19 protein-coding genes are annotated in these 20,878 nt (G+C 32.2%); all 19 read left to right on the forward strand.

From position 1 onward, the window contains the following. The first annotated feature begins 6 nt into the window (after positions 1-6). The gene (locus Q0829_RS00795) at positions 7-765 is read left to right on the forward strand and encodes an ABC transporter ATP-binding protein (protein ID WP_298538798.1); all 759 of its coding nucleotides are present in this window, start codon (positions 7-9) and stop codon (positions 763-765) included. Then, complete coding sequence (locus tag Q0829_RS00800) at positions 758-2,047, forward strand: ABC transporter permease (RefSeq protein WP_298538801.1); 1,290 nt, start codon at positions 758-760, stop codon at positions 2,045-2,047. The genes Q0829_RS00795 and Q0829_RS00800 overlap by 8 nt, the downstream gene beginning before the upstream one ends. Then, a complete protein-coding gene (locus tag Q0829_RS00805) occupies positions 2,025-2,471 on the forward strand; it encodes a thioesterase family protein (protein ID WP_298538803.1) in 447 nt (148 codons plus the stop codon). Before Q0829_RS00800 ends, Q0829_RS00805 begins: the two co-directional genes overlap by 23 nt. Next, positions 2,468-3,607 carry a beta-ketoacyl synthase N-terminal-like domain-containing protein gene (locus Q0829_RS00810; RefSeq protein ID WP_298538806.1) on the forward strand — a complete coding sequence of 380 codons (1,140 nt, stop codon included), beginning with the start codon at positions 2,468-2,470 and terminating at the stop codon, positions 3,605-3,607. The genes Q0829_RS00805 and Q0829_RS00810 overlap by 4 nt, the downstream gene beginning before the upstream one ends. Further along, positions 3,604-4,218, forward strand: a complete 615-nt coding sequence (locus tag Q0829_RS00815; protein WP_298538809.1) for a 3-oxoacyl-ACP synthase — start codon at positions 3,604-3,606, stop codon at positions 4,216-4,218. The genes Q0829_RS00810 and Q0829_RS00815 overlap by 4 nt, the downstream gene beginning before the upstream one ends. Positions 4,219-4,220: 2 nt before the next feature. Continuing rightward, positions 4,221-4,478 carry a phosphopantetheine-binding protein gene (locus Q0829_RS00820; protein ID WP_298538811.1) on the forward strand — a complete coding sequence of 86 codons (258 nt, stop codon included), beginning with the start codon at positions 4,221-4,223 and terminating at the stop codon, positions 4,476-4,478. A 1-nt stretch (position 4,479) separates the two neighbouring features. Then, positions 4,480-5,676: a beta-ketoacyl-[acyl-carrier-protein] synthase family protein gene (locus Q0829_RS00825; protein WP_298538814.1), complete on the forward strand. Its 1,197-nt coding sequence runs from the start codon at positions 4,480-4,482 to the stop codon at positions 5,674-5,676. Further along, positions 5,676-6,737 carry a beta-ketoacyl synthase N-terminal-like domain-containing protein gene (locus tag Q0829_RS00830; protein WP_298538817.1) on the forward strand — a complete coding sequence of 354 codons (1,062 nt, stop codon included), beginning with the start codon at positions 5,676-5,678 and terminating at the stop codon, positions 6,735-6,737. Before Q0829_RS00825 ends, Q0829_RS00830 begins: the two co-directional genes overlap by 1 nt. Further along, positions 6,731-7,504 (forward strand): polysaccharide deacetylase family protein, encoded by a 774-nt coding sequence (locus tag Q0829_RS00835; RefSeq protein WP_298538820.1) that lies wholly within the window; start codon positions 6,731-6,733, stop codon positions 7,502-7,504. Before Q0829_RS00830 ends, Q0829_RS00835 begins: the two co-directional genes overlap by 7 nt. After that, positions 7,497-8,126: an outer membrane lipoprotein carrier protein LolA gene (locus Q0829_RS00840; RefSeq protein WP_298538822.1), complete on the forward strand. Its 630-nt coding sequence runs from the start codon at positions 7,497-7,499 to the stop codon at positions 8,124-8,126. Before Q0829_RS00835 ends, Q0829_RS00840 begins: the two co-directional genes overlap by 8 nt. After that, entirely contained in the window at positions 8,107-8,730 is a 624-nt protein-coding gene (locus Q0829_RS00845; protein ID WP_298538825.1) for a hypothetical protein, read from the forward strand. The genes Q0829_RS00840 and Q0829_RS00845 overlap by 20 nt, the downstream gene beginning before the upstream one ends. Before the next feature lies 1 nt (position 8,731). Further along, positions 8,732-9,097: a 3-hydroxyacyl-ACP dehydratase gene (locus tag Q0829_RS00850; RefSeq protein WP_298538828.1), complete on the forward strand. Its 366-nt coding sequence runs from the start codon at positions 8,732-8,734 to the stop codon at positions 9,095-9,097. 8 nt (positions 9,098-9,105) lie between these two features. Beyond that, positions 9,106-9,576: a hypothetical protein gene (locus Q0829_RS00855; RefSeq protein WP_298538830.1), complete on the forward strand. Its 471-nt coding sequence runs from the start codon at positions 9,106-9,108 to the stop codon at positions 9,574-9,576. Between the two features lie 75 nt (positions 9,577-9,651). Then, complete coding sequence (locus Q0829_RS00860) at positions 9,652-12,144, forward strand: T9SS type A sorting domain-containing protein (protein ID WP_298538832.1); 2,493 nt, start codon at positions 9,652-9,654, stop codon at positions 12,142-12,144. A gap of 77 nt (positions 12,145-12,221) precedes the next feature. Next, entirely contained in the window at positions 12,222-12,662 is a 441-nt protein-coding gene (locus tag Q0829_RS00865) for a hypothetical protein (RefSeq protein ID WP_298538835.1), read from the forward strand. Positions 12,663-12,719: 57 nt separating this feature from the next. Continuing rightward, complete coding sequence (locus tag Q0829_RS00870; protein ID WP_298538836.1) at positions 12,720-13,928, forward strand: DUF2062 domain-containing protein; 1,209 nt, start codon at positions 12,720-12,722, stop codon at positions 13,926-13,928. Then, positions 13,921-17,601, forward strand: coding sequence for an MMPL family transporter (locus Q0829_RS00875; protein WP_298538840.1), 3,681 nt, complete (start codon positions 13,921-13,923; stop codon positions 17,599-17,601). Before Q0829_RS00870 ends, Q0829_RS00875 begins: the two co-directional genes overlap by 8 nt. Further along, the gene (locus tag Q0829_RS00880; RefSeq protein ID WP_298538841.1) at positions 17,602-19,143 is read left to right on the forward strand and encodes an NAD(P)/FAD-dependent oxidoreductase; all 1,542 of its coding nucleotides are present in this window, start codon (positions 17,602-17,604) and stop codon (positions 19,141-19,143) included. It begins immediately after the preceding gene. After that, on the forward strand, positions 19,143-20,810 hold the full coding sequence (locus Q0829_RS00885) for a C45 family autoproteolytic acyltransferase/hydolase (protein ID WP_298538843.1): 1,668 nt from the start codon (positions 19,143-19,145) through the stop codon (positions 20,808-20,810). The genes Q0829_RS00880 and Q0829_RS00885 overlap by 1 nt, the downstream gene beginning before the upstream one ends. The last annotated feature ends 68 nt before the right edge of the window (positions 20,811-20,878 follow it).

Consider the following 20,878-nt stretch of genomic DNA (forward strand, 5'->3'; position numbering starts at 1 on the left):
TTTAAGATGGATGCTACTCCTCTTATTCAAATAAAAAATATCTCTAAACAATATAAAGGTGCCGCTTTTCTTTCGTTAGATACTGTAAATTTAGAAATTAAAAGAGGAGAGGTATATGGTCTTCTGGGACCTAATGGAGCGGGAAAGACTACATTAATATCTATTTTATGTGGTTTGATTAAGCCAACTTCTGGAGAAGTATTGATTGCTGGCAAGAGTTTTAGGACACAAGCTAAAGAAATTCGAAAGTCAATAGGTGTGGTACCTCAGGAGTATGCATTGTATCCAAAATTAACCGCAAAAGAGAATTTACTGTATTTTGGGAGTATGTTCGGAATGACAAAAACTGAATTGACACCAATTGTCTTATCTCATTTGGATCAGTTAGGATTGCTACCTTTTGCAGATAAAAAAATTAAAACATTTTCTGGTGGAATGAAAAGAAGAGTAAACCTTATTGCAGGAATACTTCATAACCCAGAATTATTATTTTTAGATGAACCTACTGTAGGAGTAGATGTTCAGTCCAAACAGTCAATTACGACTAAACTTCAAGAATTAAATAAAGAAGGGACAACTATAATCTATACATCTCACCATCTAAGGGAAGCACAAGATTTGTGTTCTTTAGTAGGAATTATTGATTCAGGAAAAATTATAGCACAAAATACACCATCCAAATTAATTTCTGATACCAAGGATGCAAGAAATTTAGAAGACGTTTTTATAGAACTTACAGGAAGAGAACTTCGTGATTATGCATAGATTTTTAGCTTCCATAAAAAAAGAGTTTTTATTGCTTCTAAGGGATCCTGGAGGGTTGATTATTTTGTTTATAATGCCAATTATATTGGTAGTTGCGATTACATTGATTCAGGATGCTACTTTTAAATCAATTTCAAGTAACTCTATCGAAATTCTATTGGTAGATAATGATAAAGGAAAGTTATCAAGTGAAATTCGAAAAAGCTTTTCTGAAATAGAGTTTCTGGAACCTATTTCAGAAATAGATAATAACCTTTTAACAGAAGAAAAAGCAAGTCTTCTTGTGGCTTCTGGAGACTATCAACTGGCAGTTGTTATTCCTAAAGGATTGAGTGATGAACTACAGAAACAAATAGATAAAAACATAACTAAAATTCTTGAAGAGTTTGAAGGAGTAGCTGATTCTTTAAAAGTAGAAGATGTTCAAGAAAAACTACCGAGTAAGGTAGTGAAGTTGTATTTTGATCCTATAACACAAGAAACTTTTAGAAGTTCTGTGATATTTGCAGTAGATAAATTGGTGGCGAGCATTGAGACTAAATCTATTTACGAAGCTTTCGAAAAAGAATTAGGAGAATCAGAAAGTCTTAAGTCTTTTAATCGAGATAATTTTGTAAAATATGAACAGATAAACCCTTCTTTATCAGGAGAATCAATTTTGCCTAACTCTGTACAACATAACATACCGGCTTGGACTTTGTTTGCTATTTTCTTTATGATTTTACCATTATCATTGAATCTTGTACATGAAAAAGGACAAGGAACATTTGTTCGTTTACAAACTACGCCTATCAATTACTTAACAATTATAGCGGGTAAGGCATTTTTGTTTCTATTCGTAAGCTTATTACAGTTTACCTTGATTTTGTTATTAGGGATTTATGTGTTTCCGAAATTAGGGTTGCCTATTTTAGATTTGGGAGATAATCTGGGATTGTTATATCTTGTAGCTTTATCTTCGGGATTAGGAGCTATTGGTTTAGGGATCTTATTAGGAACAGTCTTTAGTTCGCATGAACAAGCAGCTCCTTTTGGAGCCGTATTGGTTGTTTTGTTGGCTGCAATTGGAGGAGTTTGGGTTCCTGTGTTTGCAATGCCTGATACGATGCAACTCATAGCTAAAATTTCTCCTATGAACTGGGGATTAGAGGCTTTTTATGATTGTTTTTTAAGAAAAGGTAGTTTGATAGATATTCTTCCCGAAATTGGTTTGTTAATTGGGTTTTTTATTAGTACTATCGTAATCGCTATACTATACTATGAAAAGAAAAAGGCGGTCTAAAGAAATTATAACCGATATCAAACATGTCCATGAGGTAAGGGTCAGATTTAATGACTGTGATCCTTTAAGCATCGTTTGGCATGGTATATATATAACCTATTTTGAAGAAGGACGCGAAGCTTTTGGGCGAAGTCATGGTCTTTCATATCTTCATTTTAAAGATAATGATTATGTAACACCAATTGTTAATTCTAATTGTAATCATAAATTACCTCTTAAGTACGGAGATATTGCTACAGTAGAAACAGTATATGTAGATAGTCCCGCTGCGAAAATGATTTTTAGATATAATGTATATAATCAAAACAAAGAACTAGTTTGTGTAGGGGAAACAACGCAGGTATTCTTGGATATGGATGGTAATATGTCTCTTACTATTCCTGAGTTTTTTCTTGATTGGAAACGTAAAGTAGGATTATTATGAAAAAAGTCTACTTAATTGCTGATAATATAATTTCTCCACTTGGGTTTTCTACTGAAGAAAATATAGAAAATCTTCGTTTAAATAAGACCGGAATCAAAAAAGTGGATGATGATGATATTTGGTCAAAACCATTTTTTGGAGCAGTGATTGATAACGATAAACTTTCTGTAGCTTGGAATACAATCTCAAATGATTCGGTATATACGAAGTTAGAGAAGATGATGTTATTATCTGTTTCTAAACTACTAACAGAGAATCCTTCTTTAGATATTACTAAATGTGGAGTTATTATTTCTACTACAAAAGGAAATATTAATAGTCTGAGAGGTGACTCTGATGAGAAGGCCTATTTGGCAAGTATTTCCAAAACTGTTCAGCGTTATTTTAAATTAGATCATACGCCGGTGATCTTATCTAATGCCTGTATCTCTGGAGGATTAGCTCTGGCTGTTGGAAAGCGGATGATTCAGTCAGAACTTTTTGAAGACGTAGTGGTAATAGGAGGAGATTTACTCTCTGAGTTTACACTTTCTGGTTTCTTTTCTTTTCAAGCCGTAAGTACTGCACCTTGTAAACCTTTTTGTAAAAACAGGACGGGTATAAGTTTAGGAGAAGCAGCAGCAAGTGCATGGTTGAGCTCTAATAAAAAGAATGTAACAGAAGAAGCGATCAGTATTACCGGAGATGCTTCCGCTAATGATGCGAATCATATTTCTGGACCTTCACGAACAGGTGAAGGATTATTTATTAGTATTACTAAAGCTTTAAAAGAAGCAGGTATAGAGAGTAATCAGATTGATTATATTACTGCGCATGGTACGGCAACTCCGTATAATGATGAAATGGAAGCTATTGCTTTTAATAGAGCAGGAATGAAAAGTGTTCCTATTAATAGTCTAAAAGGATATTATGGACATACATTAGGAGCTTCAGCATTAATAGAAAGTATCATAGCTAGACATTGTCTAATTAATAATGAGCTCTTCGCTTCTTTAGGTTTTGAAGAATTAGGAGTTTCAGAACCAATTAATGTAATTGATAAGAATCATAAAAAAGAATTGAAAAGGGTTCTTAAAACGGCATCTGGCTTTGGTGGATGTAACGTTGCACTGATTATTGAAAAAGAAGTATCGTGATTAAAGAAAAATATTATATATCAGATTTTTGTTCGATTCGAGATAAAAAGATCTTTAAGAATGGAGATCAACTACATATTGATTTAGAATCAGATAATCTGAAGGATTTTGCAAAAGGAGTTTATAAATTTTTAGAATTAAAATATCCAAAATTTCACAAAATGGATGAGTTGTGTAAGTTAGGGTTTTTAGCGTCAGAAGTTTTATTAAAAGACAGAGAAAAAGTAGACCGAGATACCGCACTTGTATTATCTAATAGATCATCAAGTCTTGATACGGATAGAAAACATCAAATAAGTATTCAGGATCGTGAAGATTTTTATCCATCCCCAGCGGTTTTTGTGTATACACTTCCCAATATTATTATGGGAGAGATAAGTATTAAGAATAATCTTAAAAGTGAGAATGCATTTTTTGTAACAGAAAATTTTGATACCGATTTTATGTCTAATTATTCTAAAATTTTAATGAATACCGGAAAAGCCAGCAATGTTATTTGTGGCTGGGTAGATTTGGATAATGATAAATATGACGTATTTTTGGCTTTTCTTTCAAAAAAAGGTGAAAAAGAGCTAACAAAAGAGGAATTAAATAATTTATATAATCAATAGGTATGGCTGAATTAAGAGAAGAGCTAAAAGAGAAATTAATAGAGCAATTAAGTCTTGAGGATGTAGAGGTAAGTGAAATAGGAGATGATGATCCTCTTTTTGGAGACGGTTTAGGATTAGATTCTATTGATGCACTTGAACTAATTGTATTATTAGAAAAAGACTATGGGATTAAGTTGAAAGACCCAAAGGAAGGTAAAGCTATATTTGAATCTATTGGCGTAATGGCTGATTATATTTCAAAACACCGTACAAAGTAATATGAACAAAGGCATTGCCATTACTGGTATGGGTATAATATCTTCAATCGGAAACACGGTTGAAGAAAATCTTAATGCTTTAAAATCAGTGTCTCCTGGAATTTCCAGAGTGGAGATGTTGCAAACTCGTCATAGTGATCAAATTATGGTTGGGGAGATAAAAAAAACCAACAGTGTCTTAGAAGAAGAATTAGGTTTACAACCTTTACATAGTTTTTCTAGAACAGCTATGATTGGTGCTATCGCTGCAAAAGAGGCATTAGAGGATGCGCAGATTTCGGATGTAAATAAATATAGAACTGGTTTTGTTTCAGGAACCAGTGTGGGTGGAATGGATACTACCGAAAAACATTATTTAGAGTATACAGAAATTGAAGATAATAGAAGATTCATTCGGGCACAACATGCTGGATTTACTACGCAATCTATTTCTAATTATCTAGGAATAAATGGGTATGTTTCTACTATAAGTACGGCCTGTTCTTCAGCAGCAAATGCAATAATGCTTGGAGCACGTATGATTCAAGCGGGTAAGATAGATAGAATGATTGTTGGAGGAACCGATGCTTTGTCTAAGTTTACGATAAATGGTTTTGGTACTTTAATGATTTTGTCGGATTCAGAGTGTACTCCTTTTGACGATAATAGGAAAGGATTGAACCTAGGAGAAGCAGCAGCATTTTTGGTGTTGGAAAGTGATTCGGTGGTTGAAAAAGAAAATAAAAAAGTACTCGGTCGTGTTGCTGGTTGGGCAAATGCTAACGATGCTTATCACCAAACAGCTTCGTCATCCGATGGAGAAGGCGCATTTCTTGCTATGAATAAAGCATTGAAAATTGCCAATATGACTGCTAAGGATATTGATTATGTAAATGCTCATGGAACTGCAACTCCTAATAATGATTTATCAGAAGGTGTAGCTATGACTAGAATTTTTGGAGAAGAAGATACTCCGCTATTCAGTTCTACAAAGGCGTTTACAGGACATACACTAGCAGCTGCAGGTTCTGTAGAAGCGGTTTATTCTCTTTTATCGCTGAAGGAAAATCTAATTTTCCCGAACTTGAATTTTAAAACTAAAATGAAAGAGTTTTCATTAGTCCCACAAACTGAATTGGTTTCTAAAGAAGTAAAAACTATTTTATCCAATTCTTTTGGTTTTGGAGGCAATTGTTCCACTTTAATCTTTACAAAATAATGAGCGATTGTTTTATTAATGGTATTGCTAGCATTTCTGCGCAGCCGACGACGGATCCAGATATGTTTTTAGAGGAATTAATTTCTTACCACGAAAATATATTTAGATGTCACGATCCTAATTATAAAGATTATATAAAGCCAGCAGCTATGAGACGAATGTCTAAATCTGTAAAGATGGGTGTTACAACTGCGTCAATGGCTTTAAAAGATTCTGGAGTAGAAATACCTGATGCGATAATTACAGGTACAGGAATGGGGTGTAAACAAGATTCCGAGAAATTTTTAGAAAACATTCTTCATAATGATGAGCAGTTTTTAACACCAACACTGTTTATTCAATCGACACATAATACTGTTGGGGGTCAAGTAGCATTGGGATTAGGATGTAAAGCGTATAACGTTACTTATGTTCAAGGAGCAGCTTCGTTTGAAACTTCTGTAATGGACGCTCAGCTAATGTTATCAGAAGAATCTGGCAAAAATATCTTAGTTGGAGGTATTGATGAAATTGCTAAAAACTCTACTTTACTACATAAATTAGATGGTCAAATTAAAGAAGAAGATATTGATATAATTACCTTATTGGACTCAAATACATCCGGTACAGTTGCAAGTGAAGGTGCTACATTTATGGTTTTAGGTGCAAAAACTGATAAAAGTTTAGCTAATATTATTGATGTAGAAACTATAAGTGAAGCAACACCAGATGAAATAAAAGCAGATATTGAAAAATTTCTTTTGCGTCAAGGGTTATCTGTAGATGATATAGACGCCGTAGTTTTGGGTAATAATGGAGATATAAAATACGATAATTACTATAAAAACTTACAATCTTCGATTTTTTCAAATATAGAACAACTATGTTATAAGCATTTGATAGGTGATTATTATGTTGCTTCTAGTTTTGGTTTTTGGCTTGCTTGTAAAATTTTTGCAACTAATCAGATACCTTCTGTCTTAAAGGTTAATGATGTTACAGCAAAGAATCATAATAATGTACTTTTGTATAATCAATATCTAGGAAAAAATCATAGTATTGCGTTGTTGCAACGATGCTAATTAGAAAAATAGTTAATATTATATCTAGTATTGCTGGTATTCTTATGGTTACCGCAATTTATTTCAATGAACTTCCTTCGTGGAGTTTACTTGTACTGGCGTTTCTTTGGCTCCTAATTACTGCTTATGGAGTTGCTAATATTAGATCCGGATACTTTCTGAAAAGTTTAAATAGTAATCCAACACTTACAGAGAAAAAAATAGCCATTACTTTTGATGACGGCCCGGATCTCAATACTCTAAAGATCTTAGAGGTTTTAAATAAGTATAATGTTAAAGGAACTTTTTTTTGTATCGGAAAACAAATTGAAAAGTACCCTGATATACTTAAAAAAATTATTCAGGAAAATCATATAGTTGGAAATCATACTTTTTCTCATGATAAACTGATAGATACCTACGGCACGGATAAGTTTATCGGTGAAATTCAGAAAACAGATACTATAATAGAAAAAAATTCTGAATTAAAACCACTATTTTTTAGACCTCCCTATGGAATTACTAATCCTAATATAGCCAAAGCTGTTAAAAAGACTGGACATACTGTTATTGGATGGAATAAGAGGTCGTTTGATACTACAATTCCTTCAGAAAAAGTAATACTTCAGAGGATTACAAAAAACCTAAAAGGAGGAGATATTATACTGCTTCACGACACAAAAATAATTACTGTGGCAGTATTGGAACAATTGTTGCTATTTTTGCAAAGGAATAATTTTACAACAGTTACTATAGATGAACTATTTTCGATACAAGCATATGCTTAGATTTTTATTATTTGGTTTCCTTTTCATGAATTTTGCTTGGCTGCAAGCTCAAGAAGTGGAACTTTCTGGATTAGAAATAGATACTTTTAAGAATGCTGTAAGTACCAGTGCAAAACAGTCTAAAACAATCGTAAATACATTTACACAATTAAAGCATATTGATTTCCTGTCTAATGATATAGAAAGTAGTGGGGATTTATATTTCAAATCACCCAATATTATCAAATGGTCTTACACAAAGCCATATGAGTATAGCGTGATTTTTAAGGATAAGAAGTTGTTTATAAATGATGCAGGTAAAAAAAGTGATATTAACCTTGCTTCCAATAAAGTCTTTAAAAAACTAAATGATTTGATCGCAAAAAGTGTAAGTGGGGATATGCTAGATGATACTCAGTTTTCTATGAGTTTTTTTAAGAATAATGCGCAATATGTAGCAAAATTATTTCCAAAAGATCAGACTCTAAAAAGTATGTTTAAACAGATCGTTTTGAACTTTGAGTCAAAAAAATATTTAGTTACCAGTGTTAAATTAATAGAGCCTTCAGGAGATTATACACTTATAAAATTTCAGAATACATCTTTAAATAAACCTATTCCTGATGCGATATTTGCTCATTAGTATACTGATTGTATCTGTTTTAGGTTGTAAAGTAACAACGGTGGATGATTTTACGGAGTCTAAAGTGGAAACAAATGATATGGTGCAAAACCCATATTTTTCAAACCCTGATATAGATTATGTATATAAGGCAGATATAAAGGTGTATGGTAATGAGTTTAGTGGTATTCTTATTTTAAAAAAAGTAGCCCTACAAAAGCATCGCATCGTTTTTACTTCACAATTTGGAAGTACATTTTTTGATATAGAGTTTGAGAAAGGTCAATATAGAATTAACTCAATTGTAGATCAGCTTAATAGAAAAATTATCCTGAATACTTTAATCAGAGATTTTGCATTATTAATCAAAGAAAAAGGAACGGTTGAGGAAAAGTATTATGATGATGCATATAATGTTCTTAAAAACGAAAGCGACAAACGAAGTAATTACTACTTTTATAATCAATCAGATTTGAGATTATATAAAATAGTTCATACAACTAAGAGTAAAGAAAAGTTTATGATATTTTTCAAGGATATTTCTAAAGATTTGATAGCTAGAAATATAAGTATTGACCATAAAAACATTAAATTAAATATAGATTTAAACTTCCTAAAAAAATAATATGCTAATAGCTGATTTATATAAAATCAATGAAGATTCTGTAACAGATGGTATACAAACCACGAGGATATCTTTAAATCCTGAAAATGATATTTTTAAAGGTCACTTTCCTGGTAACCCTATAACTCCCGGGGTTTGTACATTACAGATTATTAAGGAGCTTACAGAAAAAAGGAAAGGATGTTCTTTATTTATGAAAAAGGCTTCTAATGTGAAGTTTATGGCTGTGATTAATCCTGAAAAAACTCCGGATTTGGTGATTACGAATGATTTTACTGATAATGAAGAGGAGATTAAAGTAAAAAGTACCGTAAAGTATGATGATACCATAGCGCTAAAAGTTGTAGTTACTTTTGTTAAATTATAAATTACGATATGAAATTTTTTGTTTTATTTATTGGATTACTTTTTATAAATATTACTGTAAATGATATTACCCAAGTAAGAAGTTCATACAAATATGCAAAGGGTTCTAAAGAGAATACCGAGAAATTTTATGAATTAACAAAGAGTTTAAACTATAAAGAGAGTTCTGTGTTATCAGCATATTACGGATGTGCACTAACTCTAAAGGCTTCTTTTTCTGAAAAAAGAGGAGATAAAATATCTTTTTTTAAAAAAGGAAAAAAGTTAATTGAAGAAGCAATAGCATCCGATCCTAATAATATAGAATTAAGGATGATTAGATTAAGTGTACAAATCAGTGCTCCTAGAATTACCAGATATTATAAAGATATAGATGCCGATAAAAGCTTTCTGAAAGAAAACATAGATAACGTTCCTTCTCCAGAATTAAAGAAATTTATCAAAGGTTTTATATCGACTTCAAAGGCATTTAAAAAATAATTCTTCAAAAAAAAGTAGGGTTTTTCATGCTTGTATTGTTTTAGTTAGTATAGACTAATTCTAACTAACACATAAATGAAAAGAAATTTCCTTTTTTTTATAACAGTTTTAAGTTGTTATATAATAACGGCCCAAGATTGGCGTAAATCACCAGCTAAAGATGATAGTAATTATTTCGAAGTAGTAAATAAAAAACGACAGGAATATACTTCAATTAGTAAAAGTAATAATAGAGCAGATAGAAAAAAAATAAAACAATTTGAGCGTTGGGCTTATTTTTGGGAGAGCCGTATCAATGAAGATGGTTCTTTTCCAAGTCCATTAAATACTTATAATGAGTGGAATAAGTATCAACAGAATGTTCCTGCAGAAAAGAATGAAAACCTAATAAGTTGGACACTTATAGGTCCTAAAGTAATTCCAGAATCTGGGACTACCTTTTATGCAGGAATGGGAAGATTGAATGTAGTTACATTTAATCCAACTAATAGTGATGAAATTTGGGTAGGAGCGCCAGGAGGTGGGATCTGGAGATCTGATGATGCAGGAGCAAACTGGACGCCTAAGGGAGATAATATTCCTAATCTTGGTGTATCAGATATCGTTTTTCATCCTACCAACAGTGATATTATGTATATGGCTACAGGAGACTATGATGGATTTCAAAATACTTCTATTGGAGTTTTAAAATCTACTGATCACGGAGAAACTTGGGTGGCAACTGGGTTAAATTATGAAGTTACGCAAACCAGATTAATTGCACATTTACTTATCGATCCAAATAACCCAGATACGATTTTTGCCACAACTAATGGTGGGATATATAAATCAACCGATGCTGGAGTTAATTGGAGTTTAAAAACAACTACTGCAAGTTTTAATGACATAATGTATAAAGAGGGGTCGACTACCACTTTGTTTGCAACTGGAGGTAGATCAACGACTTTTTATGTTTCTACAGATAATGGAGAGAATTGGACCGATTCTTCTACCGGTTTGGGTAACTCTGGTCGTTTTGATATCGCTACTACCGCTGCTGATTCAGAATATGTAGTAGGTATGAACAACAGAAATGTTTACGAATCTACCGATGGAGGAGCTTCTTGGAATTCATTAGCTATATCTACACCTTCTGGTTTAAGTACACAAGGAGGATATAATCAAACATTATTAGTTGCTCCTGATAATAAAGATCTAATTATTATTGGAGGAGTAGATGGATGGAGGAGTATTAATGGAGGAAGTACCTGGCAAAAATATCTTGATGGATATTGGGTGCCAGGAAACCCATTTTTTTATGTGCATTCGGATCATCACGATTTAGAATTTTTACCAGGAAGTACTACGGAAGTTTTTTCGGCAAATGACGGAGGATTGTTTAAAGGTGATATTACTACTAATGATGTTTGGGAAGATTTATCTTCTGGTTTATCAATCACTCAATATTATAAAGTAGCGGGGACACCACAAAATGCAGATTTCTTATTAGCTGGTGCTCAGGACAACGATATTACCCAATATAATGGAACAGAGTGGATTAATAGAAATTTTGGGTCTGATGGAGTAGAAGCACTATGGAATTATAGTGACTCTAATGTAGCTTGGACCTGCAGCCAGGCAGGATATGTAGAAAGAACTACAGACGGATGGGCAACACGAACTACAAGACTTAATACACCAGGTGGAGCAAGATTTGTTTGGCCTTTGGAGATAGATCCTACGGATCCTAATACTATTTATGGAGGATTTGGTAACATTTATAGTTCATCTAATTCAGGAGACACGTGGACTAATCTTAATTCTCCTGGTGCATCTCCAAGAGCAATAACGGTAGCTCCTTCAGATAATCAAGTTATTTATGTAACTGATGGAAACGGTGTTTATACAACTACCGATGGAGGTTCAAATTGGGATACATTAACATTGCCTGTAAACGGTCTTGTAACCAGTATTGCTGTCAATTCTACTAATCCGGCAGAAGTTTATATTTGCTATGGAAGATATAATGATGGAAATAGAGTTTTTAAATCTGATAATTCAGGAACTAGTTGGACTAACATATCTGGAACGTTACCTAATGTGCCAATGCATAAAATTTTATATTTAACAGGAGGAGATGGAGATCTTTTCTTAGGGTCAGATATTGGAGTTTTTCATAGAAATAACTCAAGTACAGATTGGGAAGTTTATGGAGAAGGATTACCTAATGTAATATCTAATGATTTAGAAGTACATTATGGAACCAATAAATTAAGAGTAGCTACATACGGGCGCGGTATTTGGGAAATCCCTATAGGTTCTGCTGTGTTAGGAATTGGAGAATTTGAAGACCCTAATGTATTAACCGTATTTCCAAACCCTTCAAATGGAGAGTTTACCATAAAATTAGCTGATTTTGACAGTAAATCCGAAATTACTATATACAATATTATTGGTGGCGTAGTTAAAAGTTTTAAAACAGACAAAATCAATACTAATGTTGATTTATCATCATATAGTTCGGGAGTTTATCTGGTTGATCTTAAAAATAACAACAAGAGAATAGTGAAAAAAATTATAGTGAAATAATTGAAACCATAATTTTTTAAACCGGTAAAGAATACTTAATTTCTTTACCGGTTTTTAATTTAATGAAATTAACTAAAATGAAATACGTATCTGTAATAATTACATTCTTAATGCTTTGTACACTCCTGTCTTGTAAAGAAGAAATTTTATTAACATCTGCTGTTAAGGAAATAACCATACCAGGAAGACCAAATCAAGATCAATTTGTGCAATATAAGATACAATTTGAAGTAACTAAAAATGATCAAAATTTTAAAATAGAAGATATTAATTTCCCTCAATTGGATGTCAAAAAAGAAAGACTGAGATTTGATATTATGGATATGAACTCTAACTTGATTATTTCTAATATTACTAAAAAAGGAAAGTATCTATTGAATATTAAACCCGATAATGAATTTCAAAACCAAATGATAACCACTAAAAAAGATGAAATAATAATTTCTTTGGTAGTGAATAATAAGACAGAACAAATAAAAATTTCATCTTTTGTTGAAAAAACAAAGAGAATTAGATAATATTTCTATTTTTTTAATCGTATCATATCCTATTTTTGTAATGGAAAAAATAGCACTGTGACCACAACTAAATTACTAGATCATCGTTTTAAGACACTAAATTGCTGTGTTTTCATTCCAACATATAATAATCAGAAAACTTTGGATAGAGTTATTCAAGGTGTTCTGAAGTATACGGATAGGATTATAATTATAAATGATGGTTCGACTGATGCTACTGCTAGTATTTTAGAAAGCTATCAAGAACATTTTACAATAATTACTTTTCCAAAGAATAAAGGCAAAGGAATGGCTTTGAGGGAGGCTTTTAAACAAGCAAACCATGTAGGATATGATTATATGATCACCATAGACAGCGATGGTCAGCACTTTCCAAGTGATTTACCCTTGTTTTTGGATGAGTTAGAGAGACAAGACTCTAGTTCGCCATTGTTGTTGATAGGTTCTCGAAATATGGATGACCCGTCGGTACCTGGTAAAAGCAGTTTTGGAAATAAATTCTCTAACTTTTGGTATTATATAGAAACCGGTATTAAACTAAAAGATACACAGTCTGGATATAGGTTATATCCAATAAAGGAGATTAGTAAACTTAGGCTATTCACAACAAAGTTCGAGTTAGAAATAGAAGTGATTGTTAAGCTTGCCTGGAGAAACGTAGAAGTTCGGAATATACCTGTCCAAGTTCTATATGATGAAACCGAACGAGTATCTCATTTTAGACCTTTCAAAGATTTTACTCGAATTAGCATCTTGAATACGTGGTTAGTAACATTAACTTTATTCTTTTATCTACCCAAACGACTTATCAATAGAGTAAAAAAAAAAGGGTTTAAGCAATACTGGAGAGAAAATGTACTAAGAAGCAATGACCCTCCCATAAAAAAAGCGAGTGCCATTGCTTTAGGTTTGTTTATAGGTATTGCACCGTTATGGGGATTTCAAACAATTTTGGTTATATCATTAGCAATTGCTTTCAAGCTAAATAAACCAATTGCGTTTTTGTTTTCTAATATAAGTATACCTCCGTTAATTCCATTTATTATTTATGGAAGCTATCAGATCGGGGCAATAGCAATGGGAAAAGAAATGGATGCTACGCTTAATATAGAAGATATAAAATCTGGTACTGATATCTTTAAAAGTTTAGGGCAATATATTTTAGGAAGTTTTATTTTGGCAACATTGGTATCATCGATTTCAGGAGTCATTGCGTATTTGTATTTTAGCTCTCGCAAATCCAAAAGTAATGCGATAGATGCATAAGTTTTTTCTTTTATTATATCAGTATATCAAGCATAATAGATTAATTGCTTGGCCTGTGATTATTGGTGTTTTTGCCATATTTGCATTTTTGGCAAGTAACATTGGGTTCGAAGAAGATATTACTAGACTAATTCCTAATAGTGATAAATCAGAGGTTACACAGAAAGTTTTAAAAACAGTATCATTTTCGGATAAAATAGTGGTTAATATCACTAATAAAAACCAAAATCCAGATGACCTTGTAGCGTATGCTTCTGCCTACATAGATTCGATGAATACGCATCTTCCTAAATATGTAAAAAAAATACAAGGTAAAGTTGCAGATGATAATGTAATGGAATTATATGATTTTGTATATCAACATCTTCCATTTTTTCTTGCTGAATCTGATTATGAAAATATAGATCAGAAAATCAATCCGGATTCTATAACTAAAGTTATTGAGAACAATTATAAAACTTTGATTTCCCCGGCAGGTTTAGTTACTAAAAAGTTTATTGTTAAGGATCCTTTAGGGTTAACTCCAAAAGGACTTCAAAAACTAGCACAATTGCAGTTAGGGGATAATTATGATTTATATAATGGTTTTTTAATTACTAAAGACCGAAAAAATTTATTATTATTTATTACACCTGCGTTAGCAACAAATGAAACAGGAGAAAATACATTTTTTGTTGAAGAGTTAAAAAAAATCACAACAAATCTAAATAACATATACTCAGAAAAAGCGGAAGCCGTTTTATTTGGAGCTACGTTATATGCTGTAGCGAATGCAAAACAAATAAAGCGCGATATACAGCTTACAGTTAGTATCGCGATGAGCATCTTACTGCTTATTTTAATTTTCTTTTACAGAAAACTTACAGTACCACTCATTATTTTTACTCCTACGGTTTTTGGAGCAATCATTGCTATAGCAATATTGTATTTAATCAAAGGGAAAATATCTGCCATATCTTTAGGTATAGGTTCCGTGTTGCTGGGTATTACCTTAGATTATTCGTTGCATATTCTAACACATTTTAGAAATAATAATAATGTAAAAGAACTGTATAGAGACGTTTCTATGCCTGTTATTATGAGTAGTCTAACTACTGCTGTTGCTTTCTTGTGTTTGATTTTTGTAAAGTCTGAAGCGTTAAATGATCTTGGGATTTTTGCTGCTGTAAGCGTTGTAGGAGCATCCGTTTTTGCTTTGATATTTATTCCACAAGTATATCGTTTTTCTGAAAATAAAAAAACTAAAAGAAAAACATTCATAGATAGAATTTCTCAAACAGATTTTCATAAGAGTAAAATTCTTATTTCGATTGTTGGAATAGTATTTATTATTGGATTATTTCTGTTTCATAAAGTGGGATTTAATACGGATCTAAGTAGAATGAATTATCAACCAGAAGATTTGGTAGCGGCAGAAGAAGATTTGGATAGAATTAATAATAATAAAGCAAAATCAATCTATCTGGTTTCATACGGAACATCGCTAAATGAAGCTTTAAATGCCAACAATAAATTATTTGAGACGTTACAACAAAAGAAGTTAAATAAGGAATTAATAAATTTCAGTTCCGTAGGAGGAGTTGTTCTTTCTCAAGAAGCACAAATTGAAAAAATAAAGTTATGGAGTGAATTCTGGACAAAACAGCGTATAGATACTCTCACTAATTTATTGAAAGAGAAAGGACAAGTTGTTGGTTTTAAACCAGAAACATTTACTCAGTTTTATAAAACATTAAATTCAGAAATTAATCCTATAAGTTTTCATGAATATCAAAATATTAAAGAACTATATCTTGATGAATTTGTGACTAATGAATCTGATTTTTCAACAGTGGTTTCTGCGATAAAAGTGGATCACGAAAATGCAGATAATATCAATGCTTCTTTGAGTAAGATTGCAAATACGGTGGTTATTGACCGAAAGCAATTAAATGAAACTTTATTAGGAAACCTTAAAAATGACTTTAATTCATTAATAGGATATTCTCTTGTAGCGGTTGTCCTATTGTTATTATTGTTTTATAGAGATCCTATGCTAACCTTGTTAACAGCGCTACCTATTGCAATTACCTGGGTGATTACATTAGGAGTTATGAAAATGTTGGAGATAGATTTTAACATTTTTAATGTTATTATTTCTACATTTGTTTTCGGTCTAGGAGTGGATTATAGCATTTTTATAACGAATGGCCTCGTAAAAGAATTTACATACGGGGCAAAAGAATTGCCCACATATAAAACCTCTATTTTACTATCTGTAATAACAACTATCTTAGGAGTAGGAGTATTGATATTTGCTAAACACCCTGCGCTTCGATCTATTTCTATAGTATCACTAATTGGGATTTTGTCGGCAGTTTTTGTGGCGTTTACTATCCAACCAATGTTATTTAGAACATTCATTACTAATCGTGTTAAAAAAGGGTTGACTCCACTTAGAATGCGTCAAACATTGTGGTCACTCTTTAGCTTTGGATATTTTATTATAGGAGGGTTTATTGTATCACTAATTAGCAGTTTGATTATTCCTTGGTTTCCAGCACGTATGAAAAAGAAAATGGCTGTTTTTCATAGCGTTACATCTAGGTTAATGAGGTCTGTTTTATATTCTAACCCTTTTGTAAAGAAAAGAGTATATAATCCAGAAAATGAGGATTTTAGTAAACAATGTATCATTATTGCCAATCACTCTTCATTTTTGGATATTATATCGATTGGAATGTTATATCCTAAACTTATATACTTAGTAAAAGATTGGGTATATGATAATCCGGTTTTCGGAAGAGCAGCAAAACTAGCAGGGTTTTATCCTGTGTCATCAGGGATAGAAGGTGGAGTAGAACATCTAAGGAATAAAGTAAAACAAGGATATTCCTTGATAGCTTTTCCAGAAGGATCGAGAACCGACACCGCTAAGATGAGCCGGTTTCATAAAGGATCATTTTATCTCGCTCAAGAATTAAACTTGGATATACTTCCTGTCGTAATTCATGGGAATGCTCTTGTATCTCCCAAAGGAGATTTTATAATTCACGATGGTGCGATACAACTAAAGATTTTGCCAAGAATTACTTCAGATAATAAGGAGTTTGGAACTGGTTATGCGGAAAGAACTAAAAAGATAAGTGCTTACTTTAGAGAACAATTTTTTAAATTACAAGAAGATCTAGAAGGAGTAGACTATTATAAAAATGCGATACTGAATAATTATAGATACAAAAGTTGTTTTAAAGAAGTCAAAGCTGATTACGCATTGCATAAAGAAAAATATTATAAGGCTGCAAGCTTTATCGATCATAAAGATCGTGTTTTGCAATACAGTGATGATTATGGACAATTTTTACTATACCTAAGTTTTAAAAGACCTTATGCCAAGTTAACGGGAGTGCTTATTGGAGATGAAAAGCTGGCTATAGCAAAAAACTGTTACAGTACTAAAAGAAATAAAGTGGAGTTTGTAGATGATCAAGATTTGACATCGAAAAAAATTGATGTACTTTTGCTTAATACAACTACACCAATACAACCACAATACATAAAAGAAATACTATCAGAAGATATAAATCGAATTATTATATTTTCTGAAAGTAAGGAGTTTACCGAATTATTGAAAACTACTTTTAGTGTAGTTATTCAAGAGTTTGGGTTGACAGTTTTGAATAGAATTAAATAGATGCAAAATAAATTTGATGTTATCATTATTGGGAGTGGATTAGGAGGATTGGTTTCTGCAAATATCCTTGCCAAAGAAGGTAAGAGTGTATGTGTTTTAGAAAAGAACAACCAGTTTGGAGGAAATCTACAGACTTTTGTTAGAGACAAAAGTATATTTGATACCGGTATTCATTATATAGGAGGTTTAGATAAAGGACAGAATCTATATCAGTATTTTAAATATCTGGATATTATGGATGATCTGAAAATCAAAAGAATGGATATTGATGGTTATGATGTTGTTACTTTTGATGATGACGAGTTTGAATATCCTCACGCCCAGGGATATGATAATTTTGTAAAACAGTTAGTGAGTTTTTTTCCAGAAGAAGAAAAAGGAATAAACGAATATGTTAATAAAGTAAGAGATACTTGTTACAGGTTTCCGTTGTATAATTTACAAGAAGGAGATCGATATTATGGAGAAGATCTGTTAACCCTTAAAGCCAAGGATTATATAGATGATGTTGTAAAAGATCCTAAATTAAGAGCAGTTCTTGCCGGTTCCAATTTATTGTATGCAGGTGATCCAGATAAAACTCCGTTTTATGTACATGCATTATCAGTTAACTCATACATGGAAAGTGCATGGAGGTGTATTCAAGGAGGAAGCCAGATTGCTAAGCTGTTAGTAAAAAGATTTAGAGCACTTGGAGGTGAAATTTATAAGTATCAGGAAGTAAATAAATTCAATTTTGACGAAGGTCAATTAGTATCGGTTTCCACCACCAAAGGTGACACTTTTGTTGGAGATAATTTTATTTCTAATGTAGATCCAAAACTTACCTTACAGATTATTGGTAAAGAACGTTTTAGGAATTTATATTATAAAAGGATTCAAAACACAGAAAGTATTATATCTTCATTTAGCATATATATAGTTTTCGAAAAAAGAACTTTTCTTTATATCAATAAAAACTATTACCATACGCGCACACCAGAGAAAGTATGGACTACACAAGAGTATAAAGAAGAAAATTGGCCAGAAGCATATTTGATTTCTACCAATGAGGACCTTAAAAATCCAGGTTTTGCAGAAAATTTGACTTCTATTGCTTATATGCGATTTGAGGAAATGGAACCTTGGACGGACACTTTTAATACGGTTGCAGAAAAGAATGATAGAGGAGAGGATTATGAGGAATTTAAACAACGTAAAATTGAGGCATATTTAAAAGAGATAGAGAAAAAATTTCCAAATATTAGATCTTGTATCAAATCAGTGCATACTTCTACACCGCTGTCTTATAGAGATTATATTGGTTGCTATGAGGGTTCAATGTATGGTTTTGCAAAAGATGCAGATAATCCAATGAAATCTTTTTTATCACCAAGAACTAAGATTCCTAATTTATTATTTACAGGTCAAGGGTTAAATATGCACGGTGTGCTAGGAGTAACAATAAGTGCAGTAGTAACTTGTGGAGAATTAGTCGGTAAAGAACATTTATTGAAACAAATTAAAAATACTTTGACTAAAAAAGAAGTAGAAGGTTCATAATGAAGCATATTTTCTATTATATATTTCTTCTATTTGTTGTAATGACCTCAACATCTTGTGGTGTAAAGAAATCATTGGCAGCGAGACCAGATATTTCTGGAATTGAAAGTGTTGATACAACTAGAATAAAACATAGTCCCACTTTTTTTACCCTTAATAATAACCTTCTTCGTAAAAATAAGCAGGGATTATGGGAAATGTACCTTGAAGGAAAACCACTAGAAAGAGGAATTGCAGCTGGAAGTTTAGGGAGAGAATTGATCAAAATACAGGAAGATGCTTTTATAGGAAAGATTACAGAGCTAATCCCTTCAGAAGGGTATCTTAGGTTTTTAAGTAAAATTATAGCTTGGTATAATCGTAAGTTACATTTGAATGTTCCAGAAGAGTTTAAAACTGAAATCTATGGAGTTTCTAGGTATGCATCCAATGATTATAATGATTTTGCAGAACCTTATGTGCGTATGCTCTACGCACACGGAGCTCACGATATAGGACATGCATTACAAGATTTGATGCTAGTAGGATGTACTTCTTTTGCTGCCTGGGATGATAAAACAACAGATGGTAAACTGCTCATCGGACGTAATTTTGATTTCTATGCGGGAGATGATTTTTCCAAAGAGAAATTAGTCACTTTCATGAATCCTTCAGAAGGGTATAAGTTTATGACTTATGGATGGGCAGGAATGATGGGAGCTTTATCCGGAATGAATGAAGAAGGATTGACTATTACGATTAACGCTGGTAAATCTAAAATTCCACTGGTAGCTAAAACACCTATATCAATTCTAACAAGAGAAATATTACAATATGCTTCTACAATTGAAGAAGCTATAGAGATTGCTAAAAAAAGAGAAGTTTTTGTGTCAGAATCTATTATGATAGGTAGTGCCAAAGACAAAAGAGCAGCATTGATAGAGGTTTCACCTAATAATTTTGGAGTCTATAATGTTCAGAATACCAATCAATTGGTGTGTTCTAATCATTTTCAGAGTGATACATATACCGAAGATAAGCGTAATCAAAAAGCAATAGCAGAAAGTCATTCTTTATATAGATATCAACGAATGACAGAGCTTTTATCAGAAAATGATAAATTAAACCCCGAAAAAGCAGTAGCTATATTGAGAAACAGAGATGGTCTGGATGACGCGTTGATAGGATATGGTAATGAAAAAGCCTTAAATCAGATGCTAGCACATCATGGAATTGTATTCCAACCAGAAGAACGAAAAGTATGGGTTTCTACAAATCCTTATCAGATGGGAGAATTTGTAGCATACGATCTGGATGAAGTTTTCGAAAGAATAAAAGAACAAAAAGAAGAAGTTGTTATTGCTTCAGAATCAATGAACGTTCCTGAAGATGCATTTATTCACACAGAAACGTATGCTAATTATGAAGCGTTTAGGGTGTTAAGTAGAAAAATTGAAGCAGCAACAGATAATGAAGAAAAGGTGTCTGAAGATGAGCTTTCGAAATTTCAAAGTTTAAACCCTAATTATTGGGCAACGTATTTTGTTCTTGGTGAATATCATTACATACAAAAAGATTATAAAAAAGCATTAATAGCTTTTAAACAAGCTATAAAAAGAGAAGTAACTACAGTTCCTGACATGGAGAATCTAAAAAAGTATATCAGGAAGTGTGAGCGAAAAATGTAAAATAAAGTAACTTATACAACCAGACCTCACAGTACGCCGCGGCGCACTGTGAGGTCTGAATAGAAAGT

The organism is uncultured Aquimarina sp., assembly GCF_947492405.1.
In the GTDB taxonomy this organism is placed as follows: domain Bacteria; phylum Bacteroidota; class Bacteroidia; order Flavobacteriales; family Flavobacteriaceae; genus Aquimarina.